The following is a 12308-nucleotide window of genomic DNA, read 5'->3' on the forward strand; positions in this document are numbered from 1 at the left end:
TGCAGATAGGCGTACAATAACGCCCTTTGCTTCATCAAACGGACATAATAATGACTTCAACATTCAAACAATGGGTTAGCGTATGTGCGCTGGCGGTGGGAGCGTTTATTTTCAATACCACCGAATACATTCCGATTGCGCTTTTGAGCGACATCGGTCAGAGCTTTGGCAAACCGGCAACGGAAATGGGCATGATGGTTACGGTGTACGCGTGGATTGTTGCGCTCCTATCGCTGCCGCTGATGCTGATGACGAAAAACATCGAACGGCGCAAATTATTGCTGATGCTGTTTGCACTGTTTGCGCTGTTTCACGCGCTGTCGTTCTTTTCTTGGAACTTCAACATCCTCTTGGTCAGCCGTATCGGGATTGCGCTGACACACGCGGTATTTTGGTCGATTACGGCTTCTTTGGCGGTACGGCTTGCGCCCACCGGCAAAACCAATCAGGCTCTGGGCTTGCTCAGTACGGGTACGGTTTTGGCGATGGTTTTGGGCATTCCGCTGGGGCGAGTGATCGGGCAATACTTCGGCTGGCAGCTCAGCTTCCTGCTGATCGGCGTCTGCGCTGCCGGCGTAATGCTGGTGTTGGCCAAAAATCTGCCTGCTTTACCCAGCCAAAATACCGGCTCTTTAAGCAGCCTGCCGAGTTTGTTCAAGCGCCGCAATCTGATGCTGCTTTATGCCATAACGGTGTTGATTATTACGGCACACTTCACGGCATACAGCTATATCGAGCCTTTTGTGTTGCAAGTTGGCGGATTTAAGGCTGAACAAGTTACCATCGTTTTAAGCCTGTATGGTTTGGCAGGCTTCGCCGCTTCTTATCTGTTTGGTAAATGGTTTGCCAAATCGCAACGCCTGTTTATGCTTGGCGCAGTGGCGGTCATCCTGCTCTCTGCCCTGCTGCTTCTGCCGTTTGCCTCTTTCCCTTATGCGGTGTACGCGCTGGTGTTTATTTGGGGCGTGGCTATTGTCATCGTCAGCTTGGGCATGGTGTCGAAAGTCTTGGCATTTGCCTCGGATGCAACAGATGTGGCCAACTCGATTTATTCAGGTTTGTACAATGTCGGCATTGGCGGCGGTGCGCTTTTGGGACACTATGTAACCGTCTGGTTCAGCCTTTCCAATATCGGCATTGCCGGCGCCTTGCTGGCAGCGGCAGGTCTGGCCGTTTGCGGTTTGTTGTTTAGGGAACAAGACAATCTGACGCAAAACGTTTAAATCCATATAAATCAGGATAGTATGACTGACTCGGCCGTAATTTTAGCAGTTTTACCGATTTGTCCTGATTCTTACTAACTCACGATGGGTCTTTATTCCTCCGGATAAGCAGCTTTCTTGCTGCTTATCCGGTTTTCATTTCATTTTTAAAAAATAATTTACAATTTGTTTACACTACATTAAATTACAAATATACTGTTACCTATTAGGCCGTCTGAACGTACGGCTGAAAAGAAAAACCAATCATGTTTCAGAGGAATACATCATGGACTTAAACGCCAAGGATAAGACTCAGCATCCTGAGAACGTCGAGCTTCTCAGTGCGCAAAAGCCGATTACCGACTTTAAAGGACTGCTGACGACCATTATCTCTGCTGTTGTCTGCTTCGGCATTTATTACATCCTTCCCTACAGCATCGATGCCAACAAAGGTATCGCGCTGTTGCTTTTTGTTGCGGCACTTTGGTTTACCGAAGCCGTACACATTACCATTACCGCACTGATGATCCCTATCCTTGCCGTTGTACTCGGTTTCCCGGATATGGACATCAAAAAATCAATGGCCGGTTTCTCCGACCCGACGATTTACATCTTCTTCGGCGGCTTCGCGCTTGCCACCGCCCTGCACATGCAGCGTCTCGACCGTAAAATCGCCGTCAGCCTGTTGCGCCTGTCCCGCGGCAATATGAAAGTTGCCGTATTGATGCTGTTTGCCGTTACCGCCTTCCTGTCTATGTGGATCAGTAACACTGCGACTGCCGCGATGATGCTGCCTTTGGCAATGGGTATGATGAGCCACCTCGACCAAGAAAAAGAACGCAAAACCTACGTTTTCGTCCTGCTCGGTATTGCCTACTGCGCCAGTATCGGCGGCTTGGGTACCGTGGTCGGTTCTCCGCCGAACATGATTGCCGCCAAAGCGCTGAACTTGGACTTCGTCGGTTGGATGAAGCTCGGTCTGCCGATGATGCTGTTGATTCTGCCGCTGATGCTGTTCTCCATGTACGTCATCCTCAAGCCTAATTTGAACGAGCGCGTGGAAGTTAAAACCGAATCTATCCCTTGGACTTTGCACCGCGTTATCGCGCTGTTGATTTTCTTGGCCGCAGCCATCGCTTGGGTATTCAGCTCCAAAATCAAAGCTGCATTCGGTATTTCCAACCCTGATACCGTTATCGCCCTGATTGCCGCCGTTGCCGTCGTCGTATTCGGCGTGGCTCAATGGAAAGAAGTTGCCCGTAATACCGACTGGGGTGTATTGATGCTCTTCGGTGGCGGTATCAGCTTGAGCGCGTTGCTGCAGTCTTCCGGCGCATCTGAAGCATTGGGTCAGCAAGTTGCTTCCACGTTCTCCCATTCTCCTGCATTGCTGGTGATTTTCGTGGTTGCCACCTTCATCATCTTCCTGACCGAGTTCACCAGTAACACGGCTTCCGCCGCCCTGCTTGTGCCTATTTTCGCCAGCATCGCCTCGCAAATGGGCCTGCCCGAACAAGTCTTGGTATTCGTCATCGGTGTCGGCGCATCTTGTGCCTTCATGTTGCCGGTTGCCACGCCGCCTAACGCGATTGTGTTCGGTACAGGCTTAATCAAACAACGCGAAATGATGAATGTTGGCTTATTGCTGAACATCCTCTGCGTAGTACTGGTTGCTCTGTGGGCTTATGCTGTACTGATGTAAACCATCGACCTAAACAACAAGGCCGTCTGAAAGAATATTTTTCAGACGGCCTTGAAGTTTGTCGTTCAGACACAATTTAACGAATGATTCAAAACCGGATTCTAACGAAAGGAAACCCATGATTATCCTGCACACCAACAAAGGCGACATCACAATCGAACTCGATTTCGACAAAGCCCCCGTTACTGCTAAAAACTTCGAGCAATACGTTAAAGACGGCTTCTACGACGGCGTAATCTTCCACCGCGTCATCAAAGGCTTCATGATTCAAGGCGGCGGCATGGACGAGAACATGAACGAAAAAGAAACCCGCGATCCGATTCAAAACGAAGCATCCAACGGCCTGCCCAACGAAAAATACACCATCGCCATGGCGCGTACTTCCGACCCGCATTCCGCCAGCGCGCAATTCTTCATCAACACCGCCGACAACGCCTTCCTGAACTTCCGTTCTAAAGAGCTGTACGGCAAAACCGTCGTCCAAGACTGGGGCTATGCCGTATTCGGTAAAGTCGTTGACGGTTTTGACGTTGTCGATGCCATCGAAGGCGTTTCTACCAAACGTCACGGTTACCACGACGACGTACCGAGCGAACCTGTCATCATCACTAAAGCCGAAGTGATTTAATTGATTTGATTTCCCATAAAAACAGCCTGTCCGAATTAAAAACGGACAGGCTGTTTTTCAATAATGACGCATACCGTCACACATCATAAGTACCGACCACGCATGCAGAATCCAACACATGGCCCTGCATGGCAAAATGCAACTCATTAAAGCGGAAACCGCGCGGCAAATCCAAAACGGTGTCCAGCGCGTACACAATCAGTTCATAACGATGGCGGTTGTTCGGTGGCGCCATACCGCCGTAAAACGAGGCCTCTTCGATTTCAAATTTACCCAACGCGCTCGCCCAAGTATTCGCGCCCTGTGTGAAATCTGTTGCAGAAATACTCTCATTTTCTGCCACGGAAGTGCGTTTCAAATCCGAAATCAACCAATGCGTCCATACAAAACCCGATGCTGAAATAGCATCTTTGTCTTCCAATACCACGGCAAACGATTTTGTTCCTTCTGGCGCATCTTCAATCTCAAAAGGAATCGAATAAGAAGGCATACCGCTCGGGCTGAACTGGCTGCCGCGCTTGCCGTATTTGTCTTCAAATTCACCGTTGACAATAGCTTTACTGCTGACTTTCATCTTATATCTCCCAATAGTAGGTTTGTTCATTCTAACAAACACCAAGGCCGTCTGAAAGATACTGCCGTTTTCACTTTCCCGATGCTGCATTTTCAGACGGCCTCAAGCAATATTCGCAACTCGATCAAACACATTTGACATTCCATAGTATAATCCGCCGCATGAAAACCACACAGGATACACATTATGGATTGGAAAGGTCGTGAACAAAGCCAAAACGTCGAAGATCGCCGCGGAAGCCGTGGCGGCGGCGGTGGCGGCAAAACGCCGGGCATACTCGGCATTATCGTGGTTTTAGTCGGTGCATATTACGGCGTAGATTTAAGCGGTTTGGTTGGTGGCTCATCTTCGATGGGCATTCCTACCCAGCAAGCTACCCGACTCGACAGCCAACAAGAAGCCGAATTGAACGAACTGTCCCGTGTCGTCCTTGCCGATACGGAAAAAGCATGGGGCAAATATTTCCAACAACACGGCCAACGCTACACGCCGGCAACCATGGTATTGTATGAAGGCGGTACATCCACCGCCTGCGGTACGGGCCAATCTGCCATGGGTCCATTTTACTGCCCGGGCGACCAAAAAGTTTATTTGGATTTGAGTTTCTACGAAGACATGCGCACCAAGCTCGAATCCGCCAGCGATGCCGCGTTTGCATACGTTATTGCCCATGAAGTCGGCCATCACGTTCAAAACCTGCTCGGCATTCTGCCTAAAGTCCACAAAATGCAACAACAAGTCGGCAAGAAAGAGGCCAATGCCCTTTCCGTCAAACTCGAATTGCAGGCCGACTGTTTCGCCGGTATTTGGGGACACTACGCCGTCAACAACAATATCTTCAAAGCCGAAGACATTCAAAAAGCGATGCTTGCCGCCGAATCCGTCGGCGACGACCGCTTGCAGAAACAGGCTCAGGGCTATGTCGTTCCCGACAGCTTTACCCATGGCTCGTCCGAAGAACGCATGACTTGGCTCAAGCGCGGTTTGGAAAGCGGCGACATCAACCAATGCAACACTTTCGGTAACTGATTGAAACCGCAGTGAATGGTTATTTGATGTAACCCCCAAAGGTCGTCTGAAAGCCTTCAGACGACCTTTGCCTATGTTAGAATAAGCCCGTTTTCCATTCACAATCACAAAGGAAACCATCATGGCAAATATTGCCCGCGACATCTTCAAAGCCTACGACATCCGAGGCATTGTCGGCAAAACCCTGACCAACGAAGCCGCCTACCTTATCGGCAAAGCCATCGCCACCCGAGCCACCGAAAAAGGCATCACCCGCATCGCACTCGGACGCGACGGACGCTTGAGCGGTCCCGAACTGATGGAACACATCCAACGCGGCTTTACCGACAGCGGCATCGACGTCCTCAATGTCGGCATGGTCGCCACCCCCATGCTTTATTTCGCCGCCATCAACGAATGCGGCGGCAGCGGCGTAATGATTACCGGCAGCCACAATCCGCCCGATTACAACGGTTTCAAAATGATGCTCGGCGGAGACACGCTCGCAGGCGAAGCCATTCAAGAACTTTTAGCTATTGTTGAGAAAGACGGTTTTGTTACCGCCGACAAACAAGGCAGCGTAACCGAAAAAGACATCTCCGGCGAATACCACAACAACATCGTCGGCCACATCAAGCTCAAACGCCCGATGAAAATCGTGATTGACGCGGGCAACGGTGTCGGCGGCGCATTTGCAGGCAAACTCTACAAAGGTTTGGGCAATGAAGTGACCGAACTTTTCTGCGAAGTGGACGGCAATTTCCCTAATCACCACCCTGATCCGTCCAAACCGAAAAATCTGCAAGACCTCATCGTCGAGCTTAAAAACAGCGATGCCGAAATCGGCTTGGCATTTGACGGCGATGCCGACCGCTTGGGCGTGGTCACCAAAGACGGCAACATCATCTATCCAGACCGCCAACTGATGCTTTTTGCGCAAGACGTGTTGAGCCGCAATCCTAAAGCCAAAGTGATTTTCGACGTCAAATCCACCCGTCTGCTTGCCCCTTGGATTAAAGAACACGGCGGCGAACCTGTGATGGAAAAAACCGGCCACAGCTTCATCAAATCCACCATGAAAAAAACCGGCGCACTGGTTGCCGGCGAAATGAGCGGCCACGTTTTCTTTAAAGAACGCTGGTTCGGCTTCGACGACGGTATGTATGCCGGCGCACGCCTCTTGGAAATCCTGTCTGCCTTCGACAATCCGTCCGAAGTGTTGAACAAGCTGCCGCAAAGCATTTCCACTCCGGAACTCAACATCGACCTGCCGGAAGGCAGCAACGGCCACAAAGTGATTGAAGAGCTGGCTGCCAATGCCAAGTTTGAAGGTGCGACCGAAATCATCACCATCGATGGCTTGCGCGTTGAATTCCCTGACGGCTTCGGCCTGATGCGTGCTTCCAATACCACACCGATTTTGGTATTGCGTTTTGAAGCGGATACGCAAGAAGCAATTGAGCGCATTCAAAACCAATTCAAAGCAGTCATTGAAAGCAATCCTGCATTGAAATGGCCGCTGTAAGGGTTTAGGCTAAAAAAGGCCGTCTGAAAATCATTTCAGACGGCCTTTAATATTAAACATTGATGATTCAAAAGTTTGGAAACCAAGAATATCCCGGCTTAATTATCCGACTTGCGCCAACTGTTGATGCATTTCATCGATAACGGCTTTGTAATCCGGTTTGCCAAAAATCGCCGAACCGGCCACAAACGTATCCGCACCTGCCGCTGCAATTTCAGCAATATTGTCTGTCTTCACGCCGCCATCGACTTCCAATGCGATATGGCGGCCGTTTTGCCGTTCATACTCGTCCAACATCTCGCGCACTTTGCGGATTTTCACCAGCGTATTCGGGATAAAGCTTTGTCCGCCGAAGCCCGGGTTGACCGACATTAGCAACACCATATCCAGTTTGTCCAAAACGTTTTCCAGAATATTGACCGGCGTAGCAGGATTCAATACCAAACCTGCTTGACAGCCGTATTCTTTAATCAAACCCAAGCTGCGGTCGACATGGCGGCTGGCTTCCGGATGAAAAGTAATAATATTGGCACCGGCTTTGGCAAACGCATGAATCAAATCGTCAACCGGCTCAACCATCAAATGCACATCGACCGGCACGGTTGCATACGGTTTCAAAGCCGCGCAAACCATAGGGCCGAAGGTCAGATTCGGCACATAATGATTGTCCATCACATCAAAATGAATCAAATCCGCACCGGCGCGGATAACTTCGGCAACCTCTTCTCCCAAGCGGGCAAAATCGGCAGACAAAATACTGGGAGCGATACGGTAGTCGGTCATGTTTATTCTCCTAAAGTGTGTTCCTTTGTCATTATCGCATTTTTAACCCTATGTTGTATGCTGCCGACAACATCTCTGCCGTCATTTTTATGAATTTACATTTCATATACATTAATGAAACTTATAATCACATAGTAAGGCTTTGAAAATAAATTATTAGATTACACACATGTACAAAAAAATCTAACATCATTAACAAAAGTTAACTGCATTGATACTGCCTTTCACACGCTTATCGGTTATATTTCCAAACCTGATGAAACATTAGGAAAACACCGTGTCTGTTGCACTTTCCCGCTATCCGACTTTTATTTTCTTAGCACTCGCCCTACTTTGTTCCAGTCTGCCTGCACATGCCGGTCCGTTTCTGGCCACCTTGGACGATTTCCACCCGAATTGCGACATTCGACAGCTCAATTTATCCGCCGACCAACACGCCGCCTTGCGCCGTCTGCGTACCGACTTCAAACAAATCAACGATAAAGCCTACCGTAAAACCGTACGCTCCGACCGCAACCGCCGTCAAACCATCATCAAAATCCTCTCCGGCGACTCATTCGACTCAAACGCCGCTCGCGATTATGTTGAAAACCGCTACCTCTCCAGCATGGACTATGCGGTGGATGAAATGGAAATCCAATACCGCTTCTATCATCTGCTCAATCCACGCCAACGCCAGCAATGGTTGTCTTCATGCTTGCGCTAATAAATCAATAAAAATACAGAAAGGCCGTCTGAAACCATATTCAGACGGCCTTTGCTCTTTCAGCCTTAATCCAACACTCTTTCTTCCGGCAACCGTCCTGCCCAGTCGCAGGCAAACTGCCATGCCGAGCGGCCTGAACGGCTGCCGCGCATTTGCGCCCATTGCAACGCGGCTTGGCGCGCCGTATCGTCAAAAGGCACATTGAAATCGTCCAACCAGTTGGCTACTGCGGTCAAATAATCGTTTTGATCGAAAGGATAAAAACTCAGCCATAAGCCGAAGCGGTCGGAAAGGGAGATTTTCTCCTCGACGGCCTCTTTCTGATGGATTTCTCCTCGAGTGCCCGTAGTACCGCCGTTTTCATCCATGTATTCGGGAATCAGATGACGGCGGTTGGAAGTGGCATAAACCAAAACATTGGTGCAACGTTGCGACAGTCCGCCGTCTAAAGCCGTTTTTAAGGCTTTATAGGTTTCATCGCCGGTTTCAAACGACAAATCATCGCAGAAAACGATAAATTTCTCGGGACGTTCGGACAACAGCGTCAACAAAGCCGGCAAGCTGATCAAATCGCTTTTGTCCACCTCAATCAGTCGCAGGCCGCGTTCGGCGTATTCGTGCAACAACGCTTTAACCAAGGAGGATTTACCCGTACCGCGCGCGCCGGTCATCAAGACATTATTTGCAGGACGGCCTGCCAAAAATTGCTCGGTATTGCGTTTCAGCCTGTCGGTTTGCGAACCGACTGCCGCCAATCTGCTCAAAGGAAACGTATGCGGGCGCGGCAGGCTTTCCAAAATGCCTTTTTTGCCCACGCTGTGCCAACGGTAGGCCAAAGCGCGCCAGTCGGTTTTACCGGCTTCGTCAGGCAGGATTAAATCCAGACGGTTTAAAACGGAATTGGCTTTTTTCAAAAAATTGGATAATTTCATTTCGGCTTTCTTTTTTTCAGACGGCCTTTTGTGCCAATACACGCATCACGGTATCTACAACGGCTTGGGTTTGCGGATCGATTTCAATATTGATGAGGTCGCCTTCTTTGCGGCTACCAAACAGGGTACGCTCCAAAGTCTCCGGAATCAGGTGTACGCAAAATTCGCTGTCGCTGACTTCGCCTATGGTCAGACTGCAACCGTCCAAACCGACAAAGCCTTTAGTGAGAATATAGGGCTTGAGGTTTTCCGGCAGCTCAAACCAAACGGTACGGTTGAACTCACTGGATTCGATACGGGAAATTCGGGTAACCGCCATCACATGGCCGCTCATCACATGGCCGCCGATTTCGTCGCCAAACCGTGCCGCGCGTTCCAAATTGACACTGTCGCCGACTTTCAAGCTGCCGAGATTGGTTTTGCGTAAGGTTTCGTCCATCAAATCAAAGCTGACTTTGTTGCCGTCGATTCGGGTAATGGTCAGGCAGCAGCCATTGTTGGCGACAGAGGCGCCGGTTTGCAGATTGTCGGCGATTTCGGGGGGCAGCTCGACAGTGTGGGTACGAAAGTCGGGCGAAGGTTGGGCGATGTCTGTAATTTTGCCCATGCCTTGTACGATGCCTGTAAACATGATGTCTTCTTTCCGATGGTACGATAAGGCGGATATTGTAGCATTTTCCAGGCACAAAGGCCGTCTGAAAGCGGTGATGGCGATGGTTTGGGGTATAATCGGATTTTTATTTCCGCAGCCCGATCATGCTCAGCTACCGCCACGCCTTCCATGCCGGCAACCATGCCGATATGCTCAAGCACTTCACCCTCTTCCTCGTCCTTGAATATTTCAACCGCAAAGACAAGCCCTATTGGTATATCGATACGCACAGCGGTGCCGGTTTGTATGATTTGAGCGGCGATGAAGCGCAAAAAGTCGGCGAATACAAACAAGGCATTGCGCTCTTGGAACAAGCTGACAAGCTGCCTGCCGAATTGGCCGAATTTGTAGGCCGTCTGAAACAAATACTGCCGCAAGACAACCTTTACTGCGGCTCGCCTTGGCTGGCACAGGCGCTCACGCGCGACAGCGACAAAATGCGCCTCTTTGAGCTGCACCCTACCGATTTTGTCCATTTGCAAAACAATATGCGCGAAGTCCGTCCCGCGCGTAAAGCACAGGTCAGTCAAGTGGACGGTTATCAAGGTTTGATTTCACTCTTGCCTCCTCCGCCCCGCCGCGCTGCAGTCTTGATTGATCCGCCCTACGAAGAAAAACAAGACTACCGCCGTGTCGTCCAAGTTTTGAAAGATGCTTTGAAACGCTTTGAAACCGGCTGCTACATGGTTTGGTATCCCTGCCTGAGCCGCGAAGAAAGCCGCAAACTGCCGGACGAACTCAAAAAAATCGCTCCCGACAATTATCTGCACGCCGAGCTTCATGTCCATACGCCGCGCAGTGACGGCTTCGGTATGCACGGCAGCGGTATGTTCATCATCAACCCGCCCTATATGCTTGCCGAACAGCTGCAAAACAATCTGCCCGAACTTGCCAAAATTTTAGCGCAAGATGCCGGCGCGCATTATATATTGGAAAGCAAAACGAAATAAACGCCGCCGTCTGAATGCATACCCAAACGCTTCGATTTTTCCGCCATACCCGTTCAGACGGCCTTAACCCTTTATACTTAAGCCTTTTTCCACTACAATTCACAACATAACAATTAACGACCGTCCCTCATGAATATACGCACACCCCTAGCCTGCACGCTCCTGCTTTGCGCGTGCAGCGAATCAGTAAAAAACGAATTTAAAGAAGAATTTACCCAAAGTTTCCGCACCGAATTTGTCCGCTCGGCAACCGAAGCCTGCGTAGAAAAAGCTTCCGGAAAAAGCCCGTTTGATTCCGCGACCACTGAAAAAATCTGCCGCTGCATCGGTGAAAAAACAGTCGACCAAATCAATCCTGAAGAAGCAACCTCGCTTTTGGGCGGTAGCGACTCCATGAGCGACGAGCTGAAAAAACGCATCAAAGACACCAGCATCGCCTGCACTAAAGAAGTTTTAGACATGGCCGACAGCAAAACCAAATGAACACGCCGTTTTCAGACGGCCTGAAATTGAAAAATACCCGATTCAAACTTAGGAAAAGAGTGAAACCATGAATACACTGAACCAATTCTTAGCCCAACACCTGCCCGAACACAAACTGCCGCAAGAGCTGGCCAGCGTATTGGAATCCGTGGCTACCGCCTGTTTGGACATCAACGCCAAAGTCCGCCTCGGCGCGCTTTCCGGCGTTTTGGGCATGGCAGGTACCGGCAACATCCAAGGCGAAGACCAAAAGAAACTTGACGTCATCGCCAACAACATCATGATTGATGTTTTAAAAGCCAATGCTAACATCGCAGGCCTTGCCAGCGAAGAAGAAGACACCTATGTCGCCACACACGAAAACGGCGGCTATTTGGTATTGTTTGATCCGCTGGACGGCTCTTCCAATATCGACGTCAACATCTCCGTTGGCACCATCTTCTCCATTTTGGCGAAACCTGAAGGCGCATTGACTACCGAATCTTTCCTGCAAAAAGGCCGCGACCAAGTAGCCGCAGGTTATGTTTTATACGGTCCGCAAACCCAACTGGTACTGACTGTCGGTCACGGCGTATTTGTCTTCACTTTGGACGATGCCAACCAATTCCTGCTGACCAAAGAAAATCCGCGCATTCCGGAGTCCACTAAAGAATTCGCCATCAATATGTCCAACCAAAGACATTGGTTCGCCCCTGTTCAACAATACATTGACGAATTGCTGGCAGGCGAGACCGGCGTACGCGGAAAAAACTACAATATGCGCTGGGTAGCCAGCATGGTTGCCGAAATCCACCGCATCCTGATGCGCGGCGGCGTATTCATGTATCCACAAGACAAACGCGATCCATCCAAACCGGGCAAACTGCGCCTGATGTACGAAGCCAACCCGATGAGCCTGCTTATGGAACAAGCCGGCGGCGCATCAAACAACGCCATCGAAGCCATGCTCGACATCCAACCTACCGGCCTGCACCAACGTGTTGCCGTATTCATGGGCAGCCGCGAAGAAGTGGAATACGTTTATAATCTGCATCAAAAATAATCAGATGTATTGATTTCAAACCCAAAAAGGCCGTCTGAAATATGTGAACTGGCCCCCAAATCTTGGACACTCATAAAAGCCTATTCAGGCGCTCTGTGCAAGCTGGGTTCTGTATGCGACA

The 12308-nt window shown here is 50.0% G+C and carries 13 protein-coding genes; 9 read left to right on the forward strand and 4 right to left on the reverse strand.

Annotation, left to right across the window (positions count from 1 at the left end):
- The first annotated feature begins 50 nt into the window (after nucleotides 1–50).
- The 3 genes from ACTHSQ_RS04960 (at nucleotide 51) to ACTHSQ_RS04970 (ending at nucleotide 3532) form a co-directional block, all read left to right on the forward strand.
- Nucleotides 51–1223: a sugar transporter gene (locus tag ACTHSQ_RS04960; protein ID WP_440371361.1), complete on the forward strand. Its 1173-nt coding sequence runs from the start codon at nucleotides 51–53 to the stop codon at nucleotides 1221–1223.
- Nucleotides 1224–1488: 265 nt separating this feature from the next.
- Nucleotides 1489–2904: an SLC13 family permease gene (locus tag ACTHSQ_RS04965; protein ID WP_440371362.1), complete on the forward strand. Its 1416-nt coding sequence runs from the start codon at nucleotides 1489–1491 to the stop codon at nucleotides 2902–2904.
- A gap of 118 nt (nucleotides 2905–3022) precedes the next feature.
- Nucleotides 3023–3532, forward strand: a complete 510-nt coding sequence (locus ACTHSQ_RS04970) for a peptidylprolyl isomerase (RefSeq protein ID WP_440371363.1) — start codon at nucleotides 3023–3025, stop codon at nucleotides 3530–3532.
- A 76-nt stretch (nucleotides 3533–3608) separates the two neighbouring features.
- Here ACTHSQ_RS04970 and ACTHSQ_RS04975 read toward each other — a convergent pair whose 3' ends face one another.
- Nucleotides 3609–4106, reverse strand: coding sequence for a YbhB/YbcL family Raf kinase inhibitor-like protein (locus ACTHSQ_RS04975; RefSeq protein ID WP_002232090.1), 498 nt, complete (start codon nucleotides 4104–4106; stop codon nucleotides 3609–3611).
- 186 nt (nucleotides 4107–4292) lie between these two features.
- Here ACTHSQ_RS04975 and ypfJ point away from each other — a divergent pair, with 186 nt between their 5' ends.
- Nucleotides 4293–5135 carry a KPN_02809 family neutral zinc metallopeptidase gene (ypfJ, locus tag ACTHSQ_RS04980; RefSeq protein ID WP_003683653.1) on the forward strand — a complete coding sequence of 281 codons (843 nt, stop codon included), beginning with the start codon at nucleotides 4293–4295 and terminating at the stop codon, nucleotides 5133–5135.
- A 121-nt stretch (nucleotides 5136–5256) separates the two neighbouring features.
- Nucleotides 5257–6639, forward strand: coding sequence for a phosphomannomutase/phosphoglucomutase (locus ACTHSQ_RS04985; RefSeq protein WP_003683373.1), 1383 nt, complete (start codon nucleotides 5257–5259; stop codon nucleotides 6637–6639).
- Nucleotides 6640–6741: 102 nt separating this feature from the next.
- Here ACTHSQ_RS04985 and rpe read toward each other — a convergent pair whose 3' ends face one another.
- Nucleotides 6742–7422 (reverse strand): ribulose-phosphate 3-epimerase, encoded by a 681-nt coding sequence (gene rpe / locus ACTHSQ_RS04990; RefSeq protein ID WP_440371364.1) that lies wholly within the window; start codon nucleotides 7420–7422, stop codon nucleotides 6742–6744.
- Nucleotides 7423–7699: 277 nt separating this feature from the next.
- On the opposite strand from rpe, the gene ACTHSQ_RS04995 reads away from it, so the two are divergent.
- Nucleotides 7700–8128 (forward strand): Spy/CpxP family protein refolding chaperone, encoded by a 429-nt coding sequence (locus ACTHSQ_RS04995; protein ID WP_003683375.1) that lies wholly within the window; start codon nucleotides 7700–7702, stop codon nucleotides 8126–8128.
- Nucleotides 8129–8193: 65 nt separating this feature from the next.
- Here the strand turns inward: ACTHSQ_RS04995 and ACTHSQ_RS05000 are convergent, their stop codons facing one another.
- Both ACTHSQ_RS05000 and ACTHSQ_RS05005 read right to left on the reverse strand, forming a co-directional pair.
- Nucleotides 8194–9060, reverse strand: a complete 867-nt coding sequence (locus ACTHSQ_RS05000) for an ATP-binding protein (RefSeq protein WP_036472369.1) — start codon at nucleotides 9058–9060, stop codon at nucleotides 8194–8196.
- Nucleotides 9061–9076: 16 nt separating this feature from the next.
- On the reverse strand, nucleotides 9077–9691 hold the full coding sequence (locus tag ACTHSQ_RS05005) for a riboflavin synthase (RefSeq protein ID WP_003683409.1): 615 nt from the start codon (nucleotides 9689–9691) through the stop codon (nucleotides 9077–9079).
- Nucleotides 9692–9816: 125 nt separating this feature from the next.
- Between ACTHSQ_RS05005 and ACTHSQ_RS05010 the strand changes: the two genes are divergently transcribed.
- The 3 genes from ACTHSQ_RS05010 (at nucleotide 9817) to ACTHSQ_RS05020 (ending at nucleotide 12187) form a co-directional block, all read left to right on the forward strand.
- Nucleotides 9817–10662, forward strand: coding sequence for a 23S rRNA (adenine(2030)-N(6))-methyltransferase RlmJ (locus tag ACTHSQ_RS05010; RefSeq protein WP_003683388.1), 846 nt, complete (start codon nucleotides 9817–9819; stop codon nucleotides 10660–10662).
- A 129-nt stretch (nucleotides 10663–10791) separates the two neighbouring features.
- The gene (locus tag ACTHSQ_RS05015) at nucleotides 10792–11145 is read left to right on the forward strand and encodes a hypothetical protein (RefSeq protein ID WP_049351359.1); all 354 of its coding nucleotides are present in this window, start codon (nucleotides 10792–10794) and stop codon (nucleotides 11143–11145) included.
- A gap of 67 nt (nucleotides 11146–11212) precedes the next feature.
- Complete coding sequence (locus ACTHSQ_RS05020; RefSeq protein WP_250589820.1) at nucleotides 11213–12187, forward strand: class 1 fructose-bisphosphatase; 975 nt, start codon at nucleotides 11213–11215, stop codon at nucleotides 12185–12187.
- Nucleotides 12188–12308 lie beyond the last annotated feature (121 nt).

The sequence above is a fragment of the Neisseria sp. P0009.S008 genome, assembly GCF_051958615.1.
GTDB lineage: Bacteria > Pseudomonadota > Gammaproteobacteria > Burkholderiales > Neisseriaceae > Neisseria > Neisseria subflava.